The organism is Piscibacillus sp. B03 (assembly GCF_052246295.1).
GTDB lineage: Bacteria > Bacillota > Bacilli > Bacillales > Alkalibacillaceae > Piscibacillus.
In genome coordinates this window covers 1-24,498 of the sequence record NZ_JBQQCO010000011.1, presented here as the reverse complement: position 1 = coordinate 24,498, position 24,498 = coordinate 1, and the positions used below count along the sequence as shown (strand labels likewise).

Annotated in this window: 18 protein-coding genes; 10 read left to right on the top strand and 8 right to left on the bottom strand. The window is 38.3% G+C overall.

What is annotated here, in order from left to right; all coding sequences use genetic code 11:
• Positions 1 to 57: 57 nt before the first annotated feature.
• The 4 genes from ACTWQB_RS08925 to ACTWQB_RS08910 all read right to left on the bottom strand — a co-directional run bounded on the left by ACTWQB_RS08925 (position 58) and on the right by ACTWQB_RS08910 (position 12,813).
• Complete coding sequence (locus ACTWQB_RS08925; RefSeq protein WP_443138842.1) at positions 58 to 9,108, bottom strand: carboxypeptidase regulatory-like domain-containing protein; 9,051 nt, start codon at positions 9,106 to 9,108, stop codon at positions 58 to 60.
• Between the two features lie 219 nt (positions 9,109 to 9,327).
• Positions 9,328 to 10,458, bottom strand: a complete 1,131-nt coding sequence (locus ACTWQB_RS08920; protein ID WP_443138841.1) for a S8 family peptidase — start codon at positions 10,456 to 10,458, stop codon at positions 9,328 to 9,330.
• A 31-nt stretch (positions 10,459 to 10,489) separates the two neighbouring features.
• Positions 10,490 to 11,617, bottom strand: a complete 1,128-nt coding sequence (locus ACTWQB_RS08915; protein WP_443138924.1) for a S8 family peptidase — start codon at positions 11,615 to 11,617, stop codon at positions 10,490 to 10,492.
• A 74-nt stretch (positions 11,618 to 11,691) separates the two neighbouring features.
• Positions 11,692 to 12,813: a S8 family peptidase gene (locus tag ACTWQB_RS08910; protein ID WP_443138840.1), complete on the bottom strand. Its 1,122-nt coding sequence runs from the start codon at positions 12,811 to 12,813 to the stop codon at positions 11,692 to 11,694.
• A gap of 284 nt (positions 12,814 to 13,097) precedes the next feature.
• Between ACTWQB_RS08910 and ACTWQB_RS08905 the strand changes: the two genes are divergently transcribed.
• Entirely contained in the window at positions 13,098 to 13,418 is a 321-nt protein-coding gene (locus ACTWQB_RS08905) for a hypothetical protein (RefSeq protein ID WP_443138839.1), read from the top strand.
• Here ACTWQB_RS08905 and ACTWQB_RS08900 read toward each other — a convergent pair.
• Entirely contained in the window at positions 13,415 to 13,855 is a 441-nt protein-coding gene (locus ACTWQB_RS08900) for a YaiI/YqxD family protein (RefSeq protein ID WP_443138923.1), read from the bottom strand. The two genes, ACTWQB_RS08905 and ACTWQB_RS08900, sit on opposite strands and share 4 nt — an antisense overlap.
• Positions 13,856 to 13,969: 114 nt before the next feature.
• Here ACTWQB_RS08900 and ACTWQB_RS08895 point away from each other — a divergent pair, with 114 nt between their 5' ends.
• The gene (locus tag ACTWQB_RS08895) at positions 13,970 to 14,422 is read left to right on the top strand and encodes a chemotaxis protein CheW (RefSeq protein WP_443138838.1); all 453 of its coding nucleotides are present in this window, start codon (positions 13,970 to 13,972) and stop codon (positions 14,420 to 14,422) included.
• A gap of 78 nt (positions 14,423 to 14,500) precedes the next feature.
• On the opposite strand, the gene ACTWQB_RS08890 is transcribed toward ACTWQB_RS08895, so the two are convergent.
• Positions 14,501 to 14,944: a FixH family protein gene (locus ACTWQB_RS08890; RefSeq protein ID WP_443138837.1), complete on the bottom strand. Its 444-nt coding sequence runs from the start codon at positions 14,942 to 14,944 to the stop codon at positions 14,501 to 14,503.
• A 202-nt stretch (positions 14,945 to 15,146) separates the two neighbouring features.
• On the opposite strand from ACTWQB_RS08890, the gene ACTWQB_RS08885 reads away from it, so the two are divergent.
• The 7 genes from ACTWQB_RS08885 to ACTWQB_RS08855 all read left to right on the top strand — a co-directional run bounded on the left by ACTWQB_RS08885 (position 15,147) and on the right by ACTWQB_RS08855 (position 22,115).
• Positions 15,147 to 15,530 (top strand): GntR family transcriptional regulator, encoded by a 384-nt coding sequence (locus ACTWQB_RS08885; protein ID WP_443138836.1) that lies wholly within the window; start codon positions 15,147 to 15,149, stop codon positions 15,528 to 15,530.
• A 2-nt stretch (positions 15,531 to 15,532) separates the two neighbouring features.
• Positions 15,533 to 16,429 (top strand): ATP-binding cassette domain-containing protein, encoded by an 897-nt coding sequence (locus ACTWQB_RS08880; protein ID WP_443138922.1) that lies wholly within the window; start codon positions 15,533 to 15,535, stop codon positions 16,427 to 16,429.
• The gene (locus tag ACTWQB_RS08875; protein ID WP_443138835.1) at positions 16,410 to 17,138 is read left to right on the top strand and encodes a hypothetical protein; all 729 of its coding nucleotides are present in this window, start codon (positions 16,410 to 16,412) and stop codon (positions 17,136 to 17,138) included. The genes ACTWQB_RS08880 and ACTWQB_RS08875 overlap by 20 nt, the downstream gene beginning before the upstream one ends.
• A 1-nt stretch (position 17,139) precedes the next feature.
• On the top strand, positions 17,140 to 17,802 hold the full coding sequence (locus ACTWQB_RS08870; RefSeq protein WP_443138834.1) for a hypothetical protein: 663 nt from the start codon (positions 17,140 to 17,142) through the stop codon (positions 17,800 to 17,802).
• Between the two features lie 73 nt (positions 17,803 to 17,875).
• The gene (locus ACTWQB_RS08865; RefSeq protein WP_443138833.1) at positions 17,876 to 19,291 is read left to right on the top strand and encodes a LysM peptidoglycan-binding domain-containing protein; all 1,416 of its coding nucleotides are present in this window, start codon (positions 17,876 to 17,878) and stop codon (positions 19,289 to 19,291) included.
• A 245-nt stretch (positions 19,292 to 19,536) separates the two neighbouring features.
• The gene (locus ACTWQB_RS08860; RefSeq protein WP_443138832.1) at positions 19,537 to 20,550 is read left to right on the top strand and encodes a hypothetical protein; all 1,014 of its coding nucleotides are present in this window, start codon (positions 19,537 to 19,539) and stop codon (positions 20,548 to 20,550) included.
• 92 nt (positions 20,551 to 20,642) lie between these two features.
• A complete protein-coding gene (locus ACTWQB_RS08855) occupies positions 20,643 to 22,115 on the top strand; it encodes a Na+/H+ antiporter NhaC family protein (protein WP_443138831.1) in 1,473 nt (490 codons plus the stop codon).
• A 24-nt stretch (positions 22,116 to 22,139) separates the two neighbouring features.
• Here ACTWQB_RS08855 and ACTWQB_RS08850 read toward each other — a convergent pair whose 3' ends face one another.
• Together ACTWQB_RS08850 and ACTWQB_RS08845 are read right to left on the bottom strand one after the other, a co-directional pair.
• The gene (locus ACTWQB_RS08850) at positions 22,140 to 22,538 is read right to left on the bottom strand and encodes an RNase H family protein (RefSeq protein ID WP_443138830.1); all 399 of its coding nucleotides are present in this window, start codon (positions 22,536 to 22,538) and stop codon (positions 22,140 to 22,142) included.
• Positions 22,539 to 22,601: 63 nt separating this feature from the next.
• Positions 22,602 to 23,855: a GNAT family N-acetyltransferase gene (locus ACTWQB_RS08845; RefSeq protein ID WP_443138829.1), complete on the bottom strand. Its 1,254-nt coding sequence runs from the start codon at positions 23,853 to 23,855 to the stop codon at positions 22,602 to 22,604.
• Positions 23,856 to 23,957: 102 nt separating this feature from the next.
• Here ACTWQB_RS08845 and ACTWQB_RS08840 point away from each other — a divergent pair, with 102 nt between their 5' ends.
• A complete protein-coding gene (locus ACTWQB_RS08840; RefSeq protein WP_443138828.1) occupies positions 23,958 to 24,335 on the top strand; it encodes a hypothetical protein in 378 nt (125 codons plus the stop codon).
• The last annotated feature ends 163 nt before the right edge of the window (positions 24,336 to 24,498 follow it).

Genomic DNA, 24,498 nt, shown 5'->3' with positions numbered 1-24,498 from the left:
TTACGCCTGTTTAATAAAAAAATGGTGGCTCCTATCGAGAGAGCCACCATTTTTCGTTTATCTACCTGTTATAGTAAGTTGCATTTGTTCGCTTAAGTCAGATTGTCCTGCAAAGTTTTCAGCTTCTGCGTACAAGAAGTAGTTACCATTATTGAATTCAATATCAATTGCAAACTCACCATTCTGGTCTGTCTGTCCTGTACCTACTAATGTGGTTCGATTCCCTTTTCGTTCATAAATATTGACCGTTGTAAGTGGGTCGCTTTGACCAGTTAATGTAACAGGCTTGTCATTTGTTTTCTTTTTGGTTTCATCCCATTCAGGAATGGATGGTTGTTCTTGTTGGGTATTCATTGTGTACTCCATAGCCTGGATGAATAAAGTTTTGCCATCTTCAGTCCAACCAGAGCTTGGCCCTATGATGTTATTAACGGCAAATGACGATAGTAATAAGTGAATGGACTGTTCGCTATTAAACTTATAAGATATCCCAGTACCTTTCACATCACCGTTTACTACAATGTCACCTAAGTCATTCCCAGGGAAACCTTCAAACGCTGCGTAAGGGCTTTTCTCACTGTGGATGGTAATCTCATCAGGTAACCCTTCGAAGATTGCGTGTTCTCTGTCCCTTACATTTAAAGTGACTTCACCTTCGTTATAACTACTAGCACTTAACTCAGGGTAGCCTACTGTTTCCTTAAGTGTTGGGATAGAACCATTGTCAGCTCCCCAAGTACCTAAGAAGGCGAGACTAACTTCATGTTGGTCAGTTACATCAATTAAGTCTTGAAGCTGCTCTTTTGTGCCGTCACTCGCGTTGATAATAATGAGTTCATAATTTTCAACATCATCAATCACATTCCAATCACGACCCTCTGAATGTAAATCATGTTCGTTTAATAGCGTCTGTATCTGATCTTTGTGATCTCCAATGACAGCAACATCAATGTTATTAAGAAGAACGTTTAATTCAACAGCATCTTCTTCAAGGTCAACTTCTATTGTTTGTTCTAAATAACCATCACGTTGAATACTTAACGTATATTCATCAGGTAAAAGTTGACTGAATTCAAATTGTCCATCTTCACCCGTTTCAACTGTATCGAGAGGGTCAGCTTCGTTGCGGTAATAAAGCTCCACTGTTGCTTTTTGTAAAATTTCCTCAGTTTCAGAATCAAAAACCTGACCGGAGATCGACGTTCCTTCAATTTCTTCAAGAGTGAAATTCAATTCGACCGAATGTCCTTGTGATTCAACCGTTGCGGTTTGGACATCTTCATGGTAACCGCGTGCTGAAGCTTGTACATCATACGTTCCGGTTCCAATACCGATTTGGTATTCACCATTCGAATTAGTTTTTGTTTCTATGTTGTGTCCTGGAATATTAATGGTCGCATTGGCAATCGGTTTATCATTTTCATCCGTAACAGTACCCGTGATTTCACCGATACTCGCATTCATAGCCCAGCTTAGTGCGTTTTGATAGAACAAACTAGCTTCTTCCGTCCAGTTTGATGTTGGATCAGAGTAGCTACCGATTTCGAATCCGGAAAGTAACAAGTGAACACTGTTAGCTGTTCTGAAGTCATAACCTATACCATCGCCTATTTCACCTTCATCATCATGACTAATCTTACCAATGGTTGTTCCGCTGTATCCTTCATAAACGGCATATTGTTGGTTGCTTGAACCTTTATCTAGAATGCGGAACTCATCTTGACTGATGCCCGCAAATAGTGGGTGGTCTTGTAGCGTTTTAATGTTAATGTGGCCTGGAACATACCCATGATTAACATCTTCAGGGTCACCTGTTATGTCACTCAGATCACCAATTGTTCCACCACCATATTGTGATGCAAAAATGACACTAACTTCGTGTTCATCGGTTGTTTCAATAAACTCCATAAATAGTTCATCGCTCGTTGAGTAAGACTGGTTGTTGTAAATAATTAAAGCGTAATTCGGGATTTCTTCAATAAATTCTTCTAAATTTGTGTAATTAATATAATCAGCATCATAGCCAGCCTCACCTAAGACTGATTCAAACTCATCAAATCTAGATGACATACTGACAACAGCTATTTTTTCAGAATGTGGCAAGAAGACCGATACGTCAGTAGTTTCATTTTGTTGTATCTCAATATTAGTCTCCGTTGTTGTCATATAACCTTCTGCCTGAATCTGTAGGTCGTATTCTCCAACTGGAAGGGTGATTTCGAACTGACCATTCTCATCTGCTTGTACAGATGATGGAGTACCTAGTACATTCACAGTTGCGCCACTGATTGGCTCTTCTGATTCACCATCTAAAACTTGTCCAGATAAAGTGCCAATATCATTTGATTGTAAATTGAATGTTTCATTATAAATCTCACCATTTTCAACTGTTAATGAGAATTCACCTGTTTCATGACCAAATGCTTCAACAGTTAAGTTGTATGTGCCTTCTTGTAATCCAATGTAGAACTCACCATTAGCATTGGTATCTACTACTTTACCGGTTTCTTCTACTGTTACGGTACCTGCGATTTGATTTCCTAAATCATTTTCAATAACACCGTTAACATCTGCTGCTAAGGCTTCTTCATTGTCCAATGCCCAAAGTATAGAGTTATTTAGTAGTTGAACTAATGTTTCATTAAAGTACTGAGGGTCATTTGGACTAAAGTAATAACCGAACGTTGTATTTGCTAATAAAACTTCAACGGACTCAGTCGTACGCCCTTTAAATGCTGCTAAGTCTCCTTTATGACCGTCTGATGGGTGATTAACGGTTGCGACGGTTTCACCATCATAGTCGTCGAATGCATAATAGTTGTTCGAACGACTCTCAAAAGGATAAGCATGGTCTAATTCAAGACCTGACGTGATTACATGTTCCTCAATGGATTTAATCGTTTTATCGGAATCACGTTCTTGAAGTTCAGTAGCTGGATTGTTTTCAAATTCGTGTAAGAAGCGAATGCCTCCACGACCATTAACGTGACCTGTCCAAATAACAGACAATTTCTCATGATCAAGAGCTTCTACGAAATCGATAAATTCTTCCTCAGTTGGCTCTTGATTTCGGTCATAGTCCGAGTTAGCAATAACTAAATCTAACTCACTGAGTTTGTCTAAATCAGTATAGAACAGTTCAGTTGTGTTAAATCCTCGTTCTTCAAGGTATTTAGCTAGTGTCTCATCATTCGAATTATTATCAACAATAATCCCGACTAGAGGAGATGGTTTCATGTCTACTGTTAAGTCAAGTTCTTCACCAGCGTTAAGGCTCACAAATACTTCTTTCGTCACATAACCTTCAGTTGATAAAACTAACTTGTAATCACCTGGCTCCATACGTTCGATAGAGAACGCACCTTGTGTATTGCTTTCAGCTTGACGTGGGAAGCCTTCCACGTTGATGTTAACACCTTCAACGGCTTGTCCATCTTGTTCATTTTCAACTACGCCACTTATTGAAGCAGCATCTGGATGGACATCCATTTCAATGTTAAGGGGCTCGCTATTTTGGTCAGCTGTTGCTGAAACGGTATACGCTTCGTAACCGAACGAATTGATTTCTAATTCATAATCGCCTTCAAGCAGGGCGATGGAATACTCACCATTTTCATTCGTTGTGGTCTCAAAATTTTCTCCAACCACATTAATGCTCGCTTCTAGTGGGTTACCATCAGCGTCGGTTACCGTTCCGTTGATGGTTGGGAACTGTGTATGTGCTGCCCAGACAACACTATCTATTAAAAGCTCCTTACCTTCAGGTGTGTAATCATCAGCATCATGGCTAAATGTAAAAGCATAACCGCCTAGTAATAGCTCAACACTGCTTTCGGTTCTAGGTTTATATCCAAAACTATTACCATATGGTTCATCTAGGTCTCGATGTTTGATATCAGCAATGTTATAGCCACTATACCCATCAAAATAACCGATTCGACCATTTCCTGGTGTCAAAATTTCAATCGTATCACCGACTTTAGCTTCTCCAAAAATCTCATGTTGCTCTGTCACAACATATTCGGTGCTAGACGAATGGTCAGCACGATCTCGACTGCTTGGATCGCCGCGCTGTTCGACTAGTTGGTTCAGTGGAGATGATGTATAGTAAGTTTCCCCAAACACTAAACTCGTTTTAGCCTCATCAGCTTTGCTAATGAACTCATCAAGGTTTCTTCGTAAATCTAACCCTAAGCCGTTAACAAACACGACATCAAACTCATCTAATCGTTCCATAATTTCGTTATCTGGTACTTCTTCAACATCAATTCCAGCTTCTGCAAAAACAGCCTCAAAGCTTCTGTCACTTGCATAGTAATCATCTAATACTGCTACTGCTGGAACAGGTGTTAACTCCATGTTCTGTTCTATTGGCACAGAACCGATTTCAAGATCTATTGTTTCATTAATATATTCAGCTTTGCTAAATTGAAGTTCATAATTGCCTTCATCAAGGTCTAAGATTTCATAATAACCTTGTTCGTCAGACGTTGTATCTTGCACGAGTTCACCATTTTGTGAAATTTTAACTTCTACATCGCTTAAAGGCTCATTTGACAGTGCATCTTGTATTTCACCAATAACTGAGCCGCCTTGAGTGGATGTTAAGACAATATCTAACTCTGAAGGTGTGCCATTAGCTACTTCTACTTCAAGTGTTTCTGTTTCATAACCAGATGCTCTTACCTTTAATGTGTAGGTACCTTCATCATGATAAAAGTCAATCTCACTTTGATCTTTATATAGATACCCTGTTTCGACTACTTCAATCGTCGCATCAAGTGGATTGTTTTCTTCATTCGTTACAGTACCTGTTATATGACCGAAGTTAGCTGATAGTAAATAGTCCATGCTATTCAGGAAAACATTTTGTGTATCCTGTTGCCAACCTTGGAATGGTGAGAGCCAAGGTGAGGCAGCGTGGGATGATAATAATAAATGTGCACTATTTTCACTAACTGGTTTGTAAGCAACACCTGTACCGACAAACCCAAGGTCAGAAGAGCCAATTTCAGCTAGATCTCTACCTGAGTAGTTATTAAACCAAGCAAAATCACCATTACGACCATTTAACTCTAAATAATCACCAACTTCGTATCCTTCAAAGATTGGATGCTCTTTATTAACTCTTAACGAAACTGAGCCAGTGCCGTAGTTATGATTTAACTCTTGAGGGTCACCAAAGAAGTCGGTTAAATGGTGAATCGAACCATAGCTTCCACCCCAAGTATCCGCAAATACTAAGTTAACCTCTGCATTTTTGGCTTCTTCTACAAGTTCGTTAAAAATATCCTCATCAGGTTTCCAACCATCAGTCGTGTAGGCACCGTTTAAGTAAACGATGTCGTAACGTTCGATATCTTCAATGATATCCCAATCACGTTCTTCTGCAGAATAACCATTTAAGTTAAGAAGCTCTGTAATTTCTGATTCATAATCATTTAAGACTGCAATACCAATAGGTTTTAGTGAAAATTCATATTGCTGATCTGTATTAGGCTCGACAGTAATAATTTCGGATAAGGTTTCATAGCCGTTAATCGATAAGGTCATTTCATAAGTACCAGCATAAACATCAGATTGTTCAAATACACCATTTGAATTTGTTGTTCCGCTAACTGTTGTGTCTTTTAGCTCAATATCAACACCTTCAATGGCATCACCGACACGATCATCAGTAACTGTAATTTCAACTGAGCCCGTCTCAGCTTCTTTAAGTGTAAAGTCTCGGTTAACTTCATAGCCAGAGACAAATGTAATTGATTCTTGTACTTGTTCATAACCATATTGACTAACTTTAACATCGTATTGGCCTGGAGAATGATTAAATGTATATCCACCGTCTTGATTAGCCGAAACTGATTGTCCTGTTTCCGTTATTGAAATTTTAGCCTCAACAGGTTGGCCAGATTCATCACTGATTGATCCCGTTAGTGTTCCTGGTGCAATGAATTGTTCAATACCTGATAAATGTGGGACTAATACAGTACCAGGTAATATTAATGGTGTTGACGTGCTATAGTTTGGTAGTGATTCTTTTTTCAAAATTTCTCCCGTAAACACATCGATTGCCATTAATGAGCCATTCGTATTGGAAACGAATAAAATGCCATTACTTGTAATCGATCCGTTGTTTAAGATCGTACCAGTGCCATCATTTGACCATACTTCTTCACCATTTTCGATATTAAAAGCTTTTACAACAGGTTGGCTTGCTGAACTTACAACGACTAAATCTCCATATACTATTGGAGTATTGGCTTGTGAATCACCAACATTCCCAGTCTTCCATAATAATGAGCCATCACTAGAGTTAAGGGCATGCAAGGTTCCATTACTACCCATGTTTGAGGAGAGTGCATATACAACACCGTCTTTATAAACAGGGTGAGAGAGAAAGCCTTCATTCTCCTCTAATTGATAACTCCAAGTGACAGATCCGTCTTCTGGATTTAACGCTCTTAATGTTTTGTCATCAAATGTTCCAACATATAGAAGGTCTTCGCCTAAAGTTGGGTTAAAGAAGGACGAAGAATCAAATTCAACTGACCAATCTGGTTGTCCAGTATTCGCATCTAGTGCGTAAACGGTTGTTTGTTCAGTCATGCTTGAACCAACATATACAGTCCCATCTCTAACAACAGGTGCTTCATAAATAGCAGGTTGACTGATATTTTGACTCCAGATGGTGCGTCCAGTTGCTAGATCGAGAGCATAAATGTTCTGATCAGCCCCACCCGATAAGTAGACGACACCATCGTCAATCGTTGGTGTTGAGCGAACGGTATCACCTATACGGATACTCCAAATTTCATTACTCGTCTGAAGGTTTAGTGCTGTCACCCAACCTCGATCTGTTGTGTAAACGATGGTGTTATCTGAAGCGGAAGGGGAGGCAAATACGATTTGTCCTTTAGAATCAGTATTGTAAGACCAGTTCTTCTCTAACTTGCTCAAATCAATATTATTAGTTGAAAGGGCATTACGCGCAAAATTTTGATTAGAGGTTCTCCATTCTTGGTCACCCGACTCTAAGTTAGGCTCCACGCCAATTTCTAAGTTCAAGTCTTGATCAACATCTACTGTTTCTGTTGTTCCTAAAATACCTGAACCTGTTACTTGTAGGTCGTAAACACCTGTAGGTAGGTTATTGATAGTAAACTCTCCAGATTCATTAGCCCTTATGGTATTTAAAGGTGTGTCTTGAACTCTGATAAAAGCGTAAGGAACAGGTTCGTCTGTTTCACTGTTTACAATTTGACCAGTCACCGTGTAAGACTCAGCTTGCTCTAGTTGCCAGTTCACTTCGGTTGATTGGTCTTTTTCAATATTAATCGTTGTTTCATAGTCAATGTAACCGAAAGATTTTACAATAATGTCATGCTCGCCTTCACGTATTTTATGGGTGAACGAACCATCCTCAACGTCAATCGTTATATTAAGGTCAGGTAAGTGAACACTACCTGAGAGAGGTTCACCACTTTCGTCAGTTAATTGACCTTCTAACGTTCCTGCAAAAGCTGCTTCTGTAACAGCCTGATAAATATTAACAATTCCTTCACCATATTGTGTATTTGGTAACTCACCCATGTGTGCTTCTTTTCGAGTTGTGTTTTTCAGTACATCGGCGACCTCACCAATATTTAGGTCTTGATTTGCACTAAGTAGTAACGCGATCGCACCCGCAACGTGAGGGGTCGCCATAGATGTACCACTGATTGTGTTATATTCACCACCTGGCCATGCAGAATAAATTTCATGCCCTGGCGCTGATACGTCAGGTTTAATATGACTGACCATTTCACCATCTTCATTTTCCCAATAAACAGGTCCACGACTAGAGAATGAAGCAATTTGATCATATCGGTCAGTTGCACCAACGGCAAATGAATCTACGAAACTAGCAGGTGATCCGATTGTTTGAGCTCCAGGTCCATCGTTCCCAGCTGCGAAAAGAGGGAAGATCCCAGCTGAAATCCATGCTTGTACATCGTCATAGAATTCTAGGTTATAAGTATTTGAGTTCCCCCATGAATTGTTTACAACATGTGGAGCATTAGCTGGATCTCCACCCGGAGCCATAAACCACTGGAATGCTTCGTGGATGGCTGAAGTAGTAGTTGACCCACTATCTTTGAAAATTTTAGCTGCTATCCACTCTGCACCCGGTGCAACACCGATAGGTTCACCTTCACCGCCACCAACAGCTGTTCCAGCCACATGAGTTCCGTGACCGTGGCCATCTCCTGGCGTGTCATAACCATCACCAGATAAATCAATCCAAGAAGATTCATGATTACTATCTTTTCCACGGTAATTATGTTTTAATGCTTCGTGACTGCCATCGACACCAGTATCCATGATCCCGACAACAACATTTTCTCCTGTTATGCCATACTCGCCCCAAACTTGAGTGGCATTAATTTTCTCTAATCCCCACTCTGGAAGATTAGGCGTACTTTCAACTGTGATTTCTGGAACTTGTAATGTTTCATCTAGTTGAATACGCTCAATATCATCACGTTTTTTAATAGAGTCAAAAGCTTCTTGGTCAACTGTAGCGACAATACTATTATTAATCCATAATTCCTTTTTGACAGTTGCTTGACCTTTATCTTCTAAAGCTGTTAATGCTTTCTTTAGCCCTTTTTGTGATGCCTGAGCTTGGTTTTGTAATGTTTCCATAACGTGTTTCGTACGTTCAGCTTTAGGCTTTCCTTTGACATTTTGATAAATAGATTGGAAGTTAGTTGAATCTTTTAGATGTATTATGACATCGACTTGATTATGTTCTTGGAGTTGTTTTGAAATGCTTTCACTAATTTTGGGTGGGGCATTAGCCTTTCTTGGAGTAGTTTCGGATAATTTTGGTTCAAATCCGAGATCTGTGAGCAGTGTTTTAAGTTCTTCTGAATCTTCAGGTCCAGTAGTAGCCTGTTCTTCTACGTCCTGCTCACGCTCTTTCTCAATTTCTAATTCGCTTTTTTCTGAATGCTCTTCAGCTTGTGCTGAGAACGCTAGCCCAACTTCGGCCCATGTTGAAAAAAGCATTAATAAAATCATGGTAATAGGTAAAAATTTACTATTCAATTTCAAAAGCTTCTTCATACGCAATCTCCCTTTTTAATTTAGTTACAAGTTTCAGCAAATCTTGAAAAATACCTTCTACTATAAATGCAAATAAGGCTTAAGACATATAAGATTAGTAAATTAGATTGATTGATCAATAGTTCGTTGGATTGGGTGTTTTTTGTAGAGATTTGTCGGAGGGATAGGTAGAAAGTCAAAAAAAATCCAGCCATTATAGTGACTGGATTCTTAATAAACTTATTGATTAATTGCATCTAGTGATTGAACAAGTCCGTTACCATATTGATTTGAATCTCCTAACTGTTGTGCTGTGTCATTTAATAACTGACGAAGCTCAACATTTGTTAAGCCTGGCTTAGCTGCCCATACTTGAGCTGCGACACCTGCTACGTGAGGTGAAGCCATTGATGTACCGTTATATGAGTCATAACTATTGCCCGGTACTGAGCTTAAAACGTTTACACCTGGTGCGGAGATTTCAACAGCAGGCCCCGTGCTAGAGAATGATGCACGTTGATTGTTTTCATCTACTGCTGCGACTGCCATAACAGAGTCATACTTGGCTGGATAACTGACACTATCATTTTTACCGCCTCTGTTACCTTCATTACCAGCGGCAGCGACAACTAAGACGCCTTCATCATATGCTAGGTTTGAAAAGTCTTCTAATATAGAAGAGCTTTGAGATCCACCAAGGCTCATATTGATAACGTCCATATCATTATTAATTGCCCACTCAATACCTTCAGCGATTCCGGCATAAGAACCACTACCATCATTGTTTAAAACTTTGACCGCGTAAAGGTCAGCCTGTGGAGCCACACCTAGCACACCAACACTGTTATCTAATGCAGCTACTGTTCCAGCTACATGAGTACCATGACCATTACCATCATAACAAGGGTCATTGTTTTCAGCGTCGTCAAATACAGAATGACCACCTGAAACATTTAAATCTTCATGAGAACAGTCGATACCAGTATCTAATACAGCTACTTTAACACCGTTGCCAGTATGACCAGCATCTTGTGCGTCTGTCCCTTGCACTTGTGGCACACCATAAGGGGTCGTTTGTGCGAATGCTTGCACCTCAGCATCTTTTTCTACAGTTTCTATCTGTGGGTGATTCATTAACCCTTTTGCCTGACCATCAGATAAACTTAGAGCAGCTACAGGTAGTCTATCAAACATATGTTTAACATCTGGGTCATCTACTCCAAAAGATTTTAATAATCCTTTATCAGCAGGACCGTTAAATTTTACTAAGTAGTCTGACTTAGATTGAGATTGAACTTCTTCTGCAAAACCAGTTTGCAGTGGCATTAGAAGTAAAACTAATGCACTCATAATAACTAATACTTTCTTCATGTAAAGACCTCCTAAAGGGTTTTATATTTAGTTAATTAATATAGTTAATCGCATCAAATGACTGAACAAGACCACTACCGTAATGGTATGAATCACCTAGGTATTGTGCGGTGCTATTAAGTAACTCACGCAATTCTACGTTAGATAAATGTGGTTTTTCAGCCCAAACTTGTGCAGCAACACCAGCCACGTGTGGAGAAGCCATTGACGTTCCATCATAAGAGTCATAACCATTACCTGGAACGGTACTTAATACACTTACTCCTGGAGCTGATAATTCAACAGCATCACCAGTACTTGAGAAGGAAGCACGATTATTGTTTTGATCTACTGCTGCTACGGCGATGGCAGAATCATATTTAGCGGGGTAACCAACAGTATCAAACCACCCAAGAAATGTTCCACTATTTCCTGCGGCTGCAACTACTAAAATTCCTTCTTCATAAGCTAGGTCAACGTATTCTTCTAATACGGATGAGCTAGTAGAACCACCGAGGCTCATATTGATAATTTCCATGTCATTATTAATTGCCCATTCAATGCCTTCAGCGATTCCAGCGTATGAACCACTACCATTTTCATCTAGAACTTTTACTGCATAAAGTTCAGCATCTGGTGCGACACCAACAACCCCTACATTATTATCAAGTGCACCAATAGTACCCGCGACGTGTGTACCGTGACCATTTCCATCATCATAAGGTGAATCATCGAAAACAGAGTGACCACCAGCAACGCTCAGATCTTCATGAGAAGCATCAATCCCAGTGTCTAATACGGCAACTTTAACACCATCACCAGTGTGTCCGTGATCCTGTGCTTCAGTTCCTTGAACATGTGGCACTCCCCAAGGTGTTTCTTGGGCAAACGATTGCGCTTCCGCATTTTCTTCCACGTATTTAATTTGTGGATTGTTTTTCAACCCTTCTGCTTGCTTTTCAGTTAGCATTACATTGTAAACAGGAAGTTGGTTATACTCGTGTACAATGTCATCTTCCTCTACACCGAATGCTTTAAGTAAGCCCTTTTCAGCAGAACCATCAAATTGTACTAAGTAATCAACTTTAGCTTGATTACTAGCTTCATCAGCAAAAGCCGATTGTACTGGAATCATGAGTAAGAACAATGCTGTTAATAGTACTACAACTTTCTTCAAAATTAGCCTCCTAAAATTATGTTTATTTATGATGAAGCAGGGAAGAGTTTTTCACTCAACCCTGCTTATCAAATTAGTTATTGAGCAATTGCATCAAATGATTGAACTAAACCACTGCCATAGTAGTTAGAGTTTCCTAGATATTGTGCAGTGTTATTTAGTAGTGAACGTAGTTGAGAGTTTGATAGATAAGGCTTAGCCTGCCATACCTGAGCAGCAACCCCAGCTACGTGTGGTGATGCCATAGACGTTCCGTTAAGAGAATCGTAGTTATTGCCAGGCATTGTGCTTAAAATATTGACACCTGGAGCCGCAAGTTCTACAGCTGGACCGTGACTAGAGAACGATGCTCGGTTATTGTTTTGATCTACAGCCGCCACTGCAATAACTGAATCGTATTTAGCAGGGTAACCTACCGTGTCACCCCAGCCCCATGAATTACCGCTATTACCAGCTGCTGCAACTACAAGAATGCCAGCGTTATAATATGCGTAATCAGAATAGTCTTTTAAGATGGATGAACTTTGAGATCCACCAAGGCTCATGTTGATAATGTCCATATCGTTTTGAATCGCCCATTCAATACCTTCAGCGATGCCAGCGTATGAACCACTACCATTTCCGTCTAATACTTTTACTGCATAAAGGCTAGCTTGAGGTGCAACACCTAATACGCCAGTATTATTGTTAAGGGCCGCTACGGTACCAGCTACATGGGTGCCGTGCCCATTTCCATCATAGTAAGGTGAATCACCAAATACTGAGTAGCCTCCAGATACATTTAAATCGCCGTGTGATGAGTCAATTCCAGTATCCAGAACTGCAACCTTTACACCGTTACCAGTGTAACCGTAGTTTTGTGAAGTGGTACCTTGAACATGAGGTATACCCCATGGAGTAGTTTGTGCAGTTACCTTAGCCTCTGCATTTTCCTCCACATTTTTAATATGTGGATTGTTCATTAAACCCTTGGCCTGTTTATCCGTTAGCTTTAAGTGGTATACAGGTAATACCTGAAATTCATGTAAGATGTCTGAGCTTTCAACTCCGAAAGCCTTTAAGACACCTTCTTTGGCTGGGCCATCAAATTGAACCAAGTATTCCTGTTTTTCAGATGTGCTGGCATCGTCTGCCAATACAGTTTGGAGTGGTATGAGCAAGAATGCTAACATACCGATCAAGACAATTAACTTTTTCACAACATATCCCCTTTCAAAAATTTTTTCACACGACAGTGTCAAATATACTGACGATAACTATGTGATATTCCAACGATTGACTGAATTGATAAAATATTATCACTATTTAAAATTCATAGTAAATAATACTTAAGTTGTGTTTTATTAGCGAATTAAATCGAAAAAGGAAGACAGTGTGAAATAATCTAACTAAATAATTGGAAGATAATAGATTTTATTGAAAATTTAGTGTAAATTGAGGGTAGGGGAAGTTGAGATTTTATATTTAAAGGTGGGAAAAAAGAATGAAAAAGAACTTGCTGACGGTTTTCTATTTCATTGTTGTAAGCCTTTTGAACCTTTATCCTATTTATATTTCTATTGCGGTGGTGGGCTTTGTGAATCGGAGTGGCCATAATATAGAAGGTTGGTTGGAGGTACCTTTGTTTACATTGGGGCTTACTTTATTAGCCGTTATTATTACGATCCCAGTTTATTTAATCGCATGGCAATTCGGACAGAAGTACTTTCGTCACTTTAAAACTAGAACTTATACGATTTTAATGTCAGCAGTCATCTTAGCATTATCAAGTTGGTATGCCTATACGGCAATTAGATTGTATTAAAAAGAGATGGTCTTCTTAAAAAGCTGTCTAAATTTCTCTCGGTCTTGGTCTGTCATGGCCTTAGGACCTTTTGTTCGTTTACCACTTTTTCGTTCCATGGCACTTGCATAGCGAGAATTTAATAATGTATCCATTTTTTCAGGTTTGTATTGGAAACCTTTGTGATGTAAAATGGTACACTGTTTGGCTAAGAGTAGAGAAGCTAAACCGTAATCTTGTGTTACGACAACATCCCCTTTGCCCACAAGTTTCATTATTTTGTAGTCAGCAGCTTCATTTTCTGAATCTACATAAATTGTTTTAACATGTTCTTCTTCTATTAGATTGGAGAAATGGGAGTAGCTACGTATTAATACAACTTCAAGATTATATTTTTTAGATTCTTCTATTATAATGTCTTTAACTGGACAAGCATCTGCATCAACGTATACGATCATCAATTATCACCCTCCTACATTGTAGCATGTCCTGATTATATTGACTTAACAATAGGGTTAGGTTAGGATTTTTATAAGAAAAAATAACCATAAAAATAAAAGGCGGTGGCATTTATGAGCCAATATGTAGTCTTTCGTATGAGAGATGAGTATTATGGTGTGCCAATTGAACAAGTTCAGGCCATTGAGAAAGTGCCTGAATTGACTAAAATTCCTCAAGCTCCCCAATATGTTAAGGGGATGTCTCATATTAGAGGTGAAATCACAACTGTTATTGATTTAAAAACGCTGTTAGAGATTGGGGATGTTTCCAAAGACGAATCAGCGCGAGTGTTGTTGATTAATATTGATGACTTGCGTTTAGGGTTGTTGGTCGATGATGCAAAAGAAGTTCTAACAGTTGATTCCTCAACAATTGAAGAACCACCTCAAATGGTTGGGGGAGTGGATAAAGAATACATATCTGGGGTGTCAAAACAAGACGAACGACTATTAATTCTCGTTAATTTAGAAAAAGTACTTAATGTTAGTCAGGTAAAAGAAGTTAAAGAAGCTATAGAAGTATAAAGAAGGCATTCAAGCTTAGCTTGAATGCCTCATTTATTACATACAAAAGGGGGAGATTCATTATATCAATTATACAGATTAATTCGCATTGACCTCAAACACATGCTTTGGCATCACATGTTGTGATTTAGCTGTAACATGAGCATACATTTCATAAGTACCTTCTTCTTCGAAGTTATAAGTAATTTCATAAATACCGTCTTCTGTATAGGTTGCTTCGACCATATCACTATCGTCTTTATGATCTTTTTCCCACACTTCAAACATAACCTCTTCAGCTTCAGCGATTGGTTCTTCATTATGAGTCACGCGCGCTTGAAGCGTTTGTTCGCCGGTTTCAATTTCATCATCTACCAATATTTCAACAATCACCGGAATTAACGATTCATCTTCATCCTCTTGAGTGTCACTGTGACCTTCGTGGTTAGATTCCTCACCATTATTCGACTCTTGCTCCTCATCGCCACAAGCAACTAAAAATATCATCAATCCAATTAATAATAATGTTATTATGTTTTTCATTATTTTGCTCCTTAACTGTGATCATGTCTATTATTCACTTTAACATAACGATTTATAAAGGAGCATTTGATTTGTGACGTCTCTCTGAAAAATATTTGAACAAATTTTGCGAAAGAGGGTTGTAAAAGTTATTTTTTGGCATATACTTAAATAGTACATTACATCACTAACGCACTACTCTACGTGGGGGGTGAAATTCAATTTGGTTTTAAACCATTATAGTTCAAAGCCTATCTATGTCCAAATAGCAGAGTGGCTTGAGACGGAAATACTTAACGGCAGTATTAAAGCAAATGAGAAAATGTATTCACAATATCAGTTAGCGGATTTATTTAATATTAATCCAGCGACTGCAGCAAAAGGGATTAATATTCTAGCTAATTATGACGTGCTTTATAAGAAAAGGGGTCTTGGTATGTTCGTGGAAGAGCATGCGAAAGAGCAAATTTTATTAAGGAGAAAGAATGAAAATTTATTACGAATGGTTCGTGAGCTCGTGCAAGAAGCCGAGCATTTAAATGTAGATGAAAAAGAACTTATTCAGATGATTGAGAATGTTAGAGGAGAAAGGTGGGGGAAATCTTGAGTGTGGTATCTTGTGAAAATGTTACTAAGAAATATAAGAATCATAAAGCTTTGGATTCATTGTCTATTAAACTTGAAGAAAATCGAATTATTGGTTTAATCGGTAGAAATGGTGCAGGGAAGACAACATTACTAAAGTCGCTAGCAGGTGAAATTGTTCCAACAAGTGGTGACATTAAAGTGTTTGGCGAAAAACCATTCAATAATCTAATAGTTTCAGCTAACTCAATCTATGTAGATGACCAAATGAACTTCTCACTTGAAATGAGATTAAGCGAAATTTTAGAAGCTGCTAAAATGTTTTATCCAAATTGGGATCAACGGTTTGCTGATAAGTTACTAGATTATTTTGGAATTAGCCTTCATATATTTCATGATCAGTTATCGAAAGGTAAAGCTTCGACTTTCAATGCCATTTTAGGTCTTGCTAGTCGGTGTCCATTAACGTTATTTGATGAACCTACGACCGGAATGGACTATTCGGTCAGGCAAGACTTTTACCGTGCATTATTAAAAGACTATATGGCTTACCCTAGAACGATGATCGTATCCAGTCATTTATTGAACGAACTGGAAACGATCTTAGAAGAGGTGGTCTTAATCAAGAATGGGTCTTGTGTTTTACATGCACCAATGGAAGACTTTAAGGAACATGCAGTTGGTTTAACAGGCAACCAAGATGTCATTCAATCGATTGTTGATCAAAAGGATATTATATTCAAAAAAGAGTTGAGCCAAAAACAAGTCTATATGGTTATTAATAATGCGGTAACCGATTCTCAAAAGTTAAGACTAGGGGAAGCAGGAGTGCGATTATCTAAGGTTGATGCAGCAGATTTATCGATGCACTTAACGAGCGACACAAAAGGGGGAATTGATGATGTCTTTAAATCATCCTAGTTTGTGGGATGTTGTAAAAAATCAAACCGTTTATAAATGGTTAAGTTACAAAAGTGTCTTTCAAGGTCTTATTGCTGTGCAAGTCATTGCCATGGTTTTCTCATTGATGGGAGTTGGAAGTGGAAGTCGTGGTATGGGGCACATAGATTTAAGTATTCAATTTGTTTCGGGAGATTTCGTGTTCTTCTTTACTTGTCTATGGGCTTTTTTTATAGCTGTCACTCTAGATCGGGACGATAACAGACTGGCAGATCAAATCTTTGTCACAAGTTTATTCAGTAGGCAAATAGCTAATATCTTATTTATTGTCGTAGCGAATCTTATAGGTGCGATTTCAATTTTATTAGCTAGTTTCGCAGTGAAAATATCTCATATTTGGATTTATGGGTTAGATAGTTTTGTCATCTTTGGAGAATACACACTATCGATTATGGTTGTAAACTTAATCATTACTTTCTTCTATTTAATGTTAATCAGTTCTGTAGGTTATTTGATTGGGAGCATCATAAGGCAAGGAAGACTAATTAAATTAGTAGTGATTGTGCTTATTGGAGCGATGATCACGATACAAAACGAACGTTTAGCACCAATTATCACGTTTTTTGGCGAAGAGTCAAATTTATTCCTATTTGTGTTAAAAGTTTTGCTAACGAGTATTGCATGTTTTGGTTTGGCTGCAGTCGCAACACGACGATTGGAGGTGCAGTAAAATGGGAATCATTTCATCAATCATTCCAATCGTAATTATATCGATTATTATTGCGATAATCGTTTCTATAGTGAGTAGAGGTGCCTTTTCGCACAATAATATTTTCTTTAAGCGTCGAAATGCGATCTTAATGTCTTATATAGGGTTACTACTCACCTTAACAATTGTATTCCTGATCACGATTCAAATTAGTGGTGCCAATCAGGATTATGAATTAAATGAAAAAGAGGTAAAGCCTGCGTTCGATCAAGCTCATAAAAATAAAGATTTATCTAGTAATGCTGTCAAGGTAATTAAAGAATGGACCTTTGACTTTGATTTAGATAAGGTCATTGTGCATGACCAGTTAACTCAATATGAAATAGATGTTAGCTACTCAGAACGTAATGATATTAAAGTTACTCAATATATGATGGATTTTGACCATCCAGTTATTAAACTCATCCCACCTGCTGAGGTTTGGCTAGAGAATATGGATGGGAGATTATCAATTGTGGAACCAACTCAACATGTTAGTATAAAAGCAATTTACAATGAACTACCTGTTCGTCAAATGAAGGAAGATTCTATGATGGAAAGTGATCATTTAATAGATAGAGATAGTATGAAACAATACTTTTTAATAGAAGTTCCAAAAGGTGTTGAAGTTGAACTGGAGTACTAGAGATATATTTTACCCATAGGACAACCACGGCATGAATAAGATAGATATAAGTAAGTTAGAGGAGGGTATATCGATGAATATTCATGTCGTGAGTAGTGGAGATACACTCTGGCGAATTGCGAGGAGGTACAACACGACAATTGATCAGATTTCTTATGTAAATGATTTAGCTGATCAAAATGTATTAGTGGTAGGTCAATCTCTTGTTGTACCAGATCCAACTGTTGAATATGTTGTCCAGCCCGGTGATACGTTATGGCGAATTTCACAAGAGTATGGCATACCAATGGAAGAAATCGCAGACTTCAATAATATTGCGAATCCGAGTTTGATTAATGTTGGCGATATGTTGCAAATGCCATACCGAATCCACACAGTTCAAAGCGGTCAAACGCTGTGGATGATAGCACAAAGATACGGTACGACTGTTTCTGATATTGTGGAGGTTAATGATATCTCCAATCCTTCACAAATTTCACCTGGCCAAAGGATTAGAGTACCAGTTCCTCCACTTCCTTTGATTGAAGTAAATGCTTATATTACTCAAACACAAGAAGAAGGTAGGAGAGAGGTCTTAGAGGTTGGTAGACACTTAACTTATTTATCACCATTCACTTATAGTTATCGTGAGGATGGAACGTTGACAAGTTTCAACGAGCAAGCTGTGATTAATGCGGCATATGAAACAAATACGTTGCCATTGTTGGTGTTGACGAATTACGCCAATCAAACATTCGACTCCGATTTAGCTTCGACTCTTTTTAGAAATCCTGAACTTCAAGAAACTTTAATAGATAATATGCTTGTTGTGATGCAAGAGAAAGGATATCAGGGTGTTAATTTTGACTTTGAGTATGTATATCCAGAAGACCGAGAAGGGTATAACGACTTTTTGAGGCGAGTCGTCGAGAGTTTGCGTCCTTTAGGTTATTCAGTTTCTTCGGCGTTAGCACCTAAAGATTCTGGTGAACAGACTGGGCTTTTATATGAAGCTCATGATTACGCAGCCCATGGTGAGATACTAGATTTTGTAGTCCTCATGACATATGAATGGGGCTGGGCTGGTGGTGAGCCTTGGGCAATTGCACCGATTGATGAAGTTCGTGAAGTGTTAGATTATGCGGTTACGGTTATTCCACCAGAGAAAATTATGATGGGAGTACCGTTGTACGGACGAGACTGGAATATCCCTTGGGTGCAAGGGACATATGCGACAACTGTCAGTCTAGATGAGGCACTTAACTTAGCTGCTCAATACGGGTCGGATATTCAGTTTCATCCGCAACATAAATCACCCTATTTTGAGTATACCGATGAAACAGGACAGAGACACGAGGTATGGTTTGAAGACGCTCGGAGTGCGCAAGCCAAGTACGAAACCGTTAAAGATTATGATCTTAGAGGTGTGAGTTATTGGGTCTTAAACATTCCGTTTGCACAAAACTGGCCAGTACTAGAAAGTAACTTTAGAGTTGAAAAGGAAACATAAGAAAACGTAGTGGGCGAGCTTTATTTTTCTATTAGGAAAATAAAGCTCTTCTATTGTATATTCATGTTACAATCATTTCCCTCGTTTGAGCGACACTTGAACCCGTTTCACGTGCATTCCCTCGAAGTAAATTGACATATTATTATAATAAGCGCTTACTTCAGCAGAACATCATTTAAATGTAATTAATTTGCTATGATCTTCAATACCTTGCTAAAATAGTTAAGTTAGTGAGGTGTATAGTCATGTTTGCGAAACGAATTGATCCCGCATCTGGAGCTATTATTATGGCGAATGGGATCTTTTTATATGGAGGAATACAAGCTTTTCCAATAATAGATGCTTACTTGGGTAAAGTTCTAGCAATCTTCTTGCTAATCGCTTGGGTTCTCATCTATTGGAGATTAACAATACAGTTTTTTCAACGTGAATTCCTAGAGCCCTTCTTGAACAACCCAATTCAGTCATTTACAATTGGGACTTGGATTGCAGGGGTGTCGGTTCTTTGTAACGTTCTATTAAAATATTTTCCACAAACCTTACCTTTCTTACAAGGGATGGCTATGATTAATGTGGCTCTTTGGGCGATTTTTCTAGTAACGGTGATTAAAAGTTTTAAAAAAATAATAGTAGAAGATAATCCAGCCGTTCATGGGGTGATTTTACTATCAACAGTAGGAACGCAATCCATTGTTATATTAGTAAAGAATTTGTTTGGGTGGATTCCATTAGTAGTTGTTGAAAGCCTTATTATCCTAGGTGTGGTTTTTTATTTATTAGGTCTATATTTATTAATAAGACGCTATATTTTATCACAATGGACACTCATACATGACTGGAAGAACACGAATTGTATCATACATGGTGCGTTATCAATTACAGGTTTAGCAATTGTTACTAGTCAGTTATTCTCAACAAACTTTATAATCTGGTTTTGGTTCTTAGTATTAGTATTATTAATTATTGTTGAGAGTGTAGAGTTAGTAAGAGCTTATAAGCGAATTAAAACACTTGGATTTGTACAAGGCGTATGGAACTATCATGTGTCTCAGTGGTCTAGAAACTTTACCTTTGGTATGTTTTTTGCCTTTACTTTAGCGCTAAATTTAAGTCCGATATATCAGTTACCCGATGTATTGAGTCAGTTTCAGATTTGGCTGCTACCTATTTGGGCTAAAGTTGTCCTTCTATCGTTAATCCTTGAGTTGTGGTTATTTTTTCAAACAAAATTTAGATCCAAAAAGCTGTCGATTAACTAGTTGTTTTGTCACTATTTATGATTTAAGAATAATTTTGTATATTCTGTGAACATCTTGTATAATATGTAGTAATTCAGAGAGGAGGACATGTTATGGGGAATAACAATGAAGAATTAAACGAAGCGACTGCCTCGAAAAAAGTCGAGAAACTTGAGTTTCGTGGTGGTCCATTTGTAGCGACTATTCCATTAGTCTTTTTCATAATTTGGGCTGTAGTTCTTAGTGTTACAGGCTTAGTGACGGAACAAGCTCTTATTCTTGGAATGGTTATTGGTTTAATTATCGGTTTATTGTTAACAAAGTCCAAGTGGGGGGATTATGCTCAAGGATTATTTGATGGGATGGCACAGCCAATTGGTGTTGTGGCAATCATTGCATGGTTCTGGGCAGGTATGTTTGCGACGCTCCTACAAGCAGGTGGACTAGTTGATGGTCTTATCTGGTTCGGTTTTCAAACTGGCTTTGAAGGTGGATTGTTTGTCGGGTTAACCTTTATCTTAGCATCTTTATTCTCAAGTGCGGTTGGTACAGGTTATGGTACTGTAGCTGCTTTCGGTATTTTAATGTACCCTGCAGGTGTTGTGCTAGGTGCAGACCCTACCATCTTACTTGCAGCTATTCTATCCGGTGCGGTATTTGGAGATAACTTAGCACCTGTGTCGGATACAACTATCGTATCGGCAACTACACAGGAAGCGGACGTTCCAGGCGTGGTTCGCTCACGTTTCAAATACTCAATTGCTGCGGCGATTCCAGCATTAATTTTATTTGTCATTTTCGGTGGAGGATCAGGAGTTGATAACACAAGTTTATTAACTCAACTTGAAAATGAAGTTACCGCCGACGGATTGGTCTTCCTGATTCCGTTCGCGCTGGTGCTGTTCTTGGCGTTAAGAGGACACCACCTATTAACATCTTTAACTTGGGGAATCATTGCGTCAATCGCATTATTCTTTGTAATAGGTGTACCATTCTCCGAGGTTATTCATATTTATGAAGGCGACAATGGTGCTGTCGTTGAAGGTGCCTTAATGGGCGGTTTAAGCGGTTACTTTAATATGGCAATCTTAATCTTGTTCATATTATCCGCATCATACTTATTAGAATTAGCCGGAACGATGGAGAGAATTATGGACTTCTTCGTTAAGCTAATCAATGATGTAACAAGACGTGCTGAGCTTTCGATTTTTGCGATTGTTGCATTCTTAAACTCATTTATTACGATTAACACGGCAGCAGAAATTGCAGCTGCACCTTTCGTAAGTAAAATTGGTAAGAATTCAAACCTACACCCATATCGTCGTGCGAACTTCCTAGATACTGTAAGTTCAGCACTTGGATATATCTTCCCTTGGAGTGGTGGTGTACTATTAGCTTACACAACTATTCAAGGTGTTACTGAGAATTACGATGTACCAGGCGTTAGCCCAACTCAAGTATTCCCATTTGTATTCCAAGGATGGGGACTACTCATTGTTATGTTAATTGCCGCAATCACTGGCTGGGGACTTCGTTACCATGGTAAGAATGGAGAAGAAGTAAAACCAGAAGATTATAAGGGATAATGAAAAAGAGCTGACTCTCGTGGGTCAGCTCTTTTCATTTTTATAAATCGCTTGTTTAGCCAAGCGATCAGCATGGTGATTTTGTTTACTTGCAATCCATTTAAAAAAGTATAAAGGAAATTGATTACCTTTTTCGATAATATCTGTTAAAAGTGGCTGAAATAAAGAGTTTTTCGTGTAACCTGATTCAATTGCATCAACTACAATTTGTGAATCAGTACGAAAAGAGAGAATCTCGTTTGGAAATTCCTTATGACAGATATCTAATGCTTTAATAACAGCTATAAATTCAGCTTCATGACTTGTGCGTGAGCCTAGAGGGAATGAATATTCATATTGTTTCCCTTTAGCTTTTATATAAACACCAGCGCCACTTAAGCCTGGATTACCTTGTGCAGCCCCATCTACGTAAACTTCAATCAATGATTGACTCTCCTTTTGTATGAGCTGTTATTAGTATAGACAACCACTTGTTCTGTCGCAAGTTTAGAACCCTGTAGTACAGATAGGACCTTCTGCTGTTGCGAAAAGATTCGTTACCTCCTCAACGTATGCTTCGTCAGATATCTTTGTAAGACCATATAAGTAAAGTTTTCTAAAATCAATGACCCCTAATACAAGACTAGTTAAATCGGCAATATCGAGATCAATCGTCATTTTAGCATTTGCACCCTGAGTGACAATGGGATTACCATTATTAAAAGTAATCGTAACAGGTCCTTCATTTTTAGGGTAAAAGCTATCACGAACATTAAACGTAATTGATGTCGTTACACCATTAAAATTATGCTTACCAAGCTGTTGGAAAAACTTTTTAACATTAATAATCCGATACATAATGCCTGTCCCAGATTGGTTGGTCTCATGGAAAATAGGTGGTATTAAGTTGTTTGAATCATTACGTGCGTCACTCAGTAAATGGTTGAAGCTAGAGTCTTGAGTGGCTATGTTAATGCGATTAACTTGGTCCTTCTGCGTATGGAAAAAGGTCATCAGCTGTTTTAACGCATCCGTGTCGTTGTAGACCAGTTGATGAATTTGTATATCGTTTGATAAAAAGTGATCATCAGACCTATTTTGAAAGGTAAAGACAGCAAATCCAGTCAGTTTACCTTTTTTCTTAATACCTATGACTTTTGATTTAAAAGACTCTAAGTACGCATCAAAATGTGGTCCGTCAGAATAAAATAGGCCATGATGATTTGAAGCAAATGTGTTATAGCAATCAACGACAGCTTGTGAGTCTTCCTTACCTAAGTAGGTTAAGTCATTTTTATTCTTAAAGTTAGGAAAAGCTTCAGGGACGACTTTGTATAAGTCCTTCTTTTTACCATAACCAAAGCCCATTCGGTAATAAAAGTCAGGACGGAATGGGTATAGAGCGGTTAAGGCATATCCTTGATTAACGTAATGATCTAAGTAGTAGGTTACAAGGTCTTTGGCTATTTTTTCTTTCTTATGTAATAAATCAACAGCGACGTTTCCAAGGCCGCCAAGAGGTAAGAATTGGCCAAAAACATTCATTTTAAAATCGTAAAGTTTCATCGAGCCAAGAAGTTGTTGATTCTCAAAAAGTCCGAAGTAATGAAAGCCTTTTGCCTCTTTAAACATCTTCTCGTATTTCTCAACTATTTTATCAATGTCATCTACACTTTCAGCTTGTCTGGCTGTGTAGGCTTGTTGTTCGATTTTGACCAGATCACGAATGTGGTCAGGTTTAATTTTTCTTATTTCACGCATGTGTTCATCCCCCTTAGAGAACATTATAGGTGAAGGCACTGGATATTGGAATAAGTTGTAACTTTTTTTATTGATGTACGACTGAAGTAGTGGAGGGGTCATATGAGGATACTGGTTTTATTTCTATTATTATTATCCACTGGTTGTACAAGTGGAGAGGGAGAAGAGCAGGTCAAGCCAAATCCAACTCCGTCGTCTATATTACAAGAAAACCCTGAAGCGGATATTTTGTATGTAAATGGGATTGTGTACAAAAATGCGAGTGACATTGAGTGGGTGGTAGACTCAGACTATGAAAAAGGTGATGATCTAGGAATTGTTGAAAAACAAGTTAAAGATCCAGAGGGGTTTCGGGATTTAACCGCCACTCATTTATTAGTTGGGACTCCATTATATGAAGCGGAGAACGTAAGTGGAGATGTAATTGTAGCTGAAACAGATGAAGGAGACCTACCTTACTTAGCGTTAAAAGAAGGATAAAAAAGGTTCTAAGTCAAATGTTGGGGTGAGCATAGTCTCACTCCTAATTTAATTGATACGAACCTTTAAATTCTTATATTGATGATGCAATAACACCTTTAATCTAAAACGATCAAACCGTTTAAAGCCAAAGGCATTACGCTTAATCACTTTGGTTTGATTA

Bases quoted from the DNA above. Each gene is read 5' to 3' on its own strand.
- ACTWQB_RS08855 (WP_443138831.1), top strand. From the start codon at position 20,643: ATGGGGAATAACAATGAAGAATTAAACGAAGCGACTGCCTCGAAAAAA.
- ACTWQB_RS08925 (WP_443138842.1), bottom strand. From the start codon at position 9,108: ATGAAGAAGCTTTTGAAATTGAATAGTAAATTTTTACCTATTACCATG.
- ACTWQB_RS08900 (WP_443138923.1), bottom strand. From the start codon at position 13,855: ATGATCGTATACGTTGATGCAGATGCTTGTCCAGTTAAAGACATTATA.
- ACTWQB_RS08895 (WP_443138838.1), top strand. From the start codon at position 13,970: ATGAGCCAATATGTAGTCTTTCGTATGAGAGATGAGTATTATGGTGTG.
- ACTWQB_RS08875 (WP_443138835.1), top strand. From the start codon at position 16,410: ATGTCTTTAAATCATCCTAGTTTGTGGGATGTTGTAAAAAATCAAACC.
- ACTWQB_RS08870 (WP_443138834.1), top strand. From the start codon at position 17,140: ATGGGAATCATTTCATCAATCATTCCAATCGTAATTATATCGATTATT.
- ACTWQB_RS08865 (WP_443138833.1), top strand. From the start codon at position 17,876: ATGAATATTCATGTCGTGAGTAGTGGAGATACACTCTGGCGAATTGCG.
- ACTWQB_RS08845 (WP_443138829.1), bottom strand. From the start codon at position 23,855: ATGCGTGAAATAAGAAAAATTAAACCTGACCACATTCGTGATCTGGTC.
- ACTWQB_RS08860 (WP_443138832.1), top strand. From the start codon at position 19,537: ATGTTTGCGAAACGAATTGATCCCGCATCTGGAGCTATTATTATGGCG.
- ACTWQB_RS08920 (WP_443138841.1), bottom strand. From the start codon at position 10,458: ATGAAGAAAGTATTAGTTATTATGAGTGCATTAGTTTTACTTCTAATG.
- ACTWQB_RS08840 (WP_443138828.1), top strand. From the start codon at position 23,958: ATGAGGATACTGGTTTTATTTCTATTATTATTATCCACTGGTTGTACA.
- ACTWQB_RS08905 (WP_443138839.1), top strand. From the start codon at position 13,098: ATGAAAAAGAACTTGCTGACGGTTTTCTATTTCATTGTTGTAAGCCTT.
- ACTWQB_RS08890 (WP_443138837.1), bottom strand. From the start codon at position 14,944: ATGAAAAACATAATAACATTATTATTAATTGGATTGATGATATTTTTA.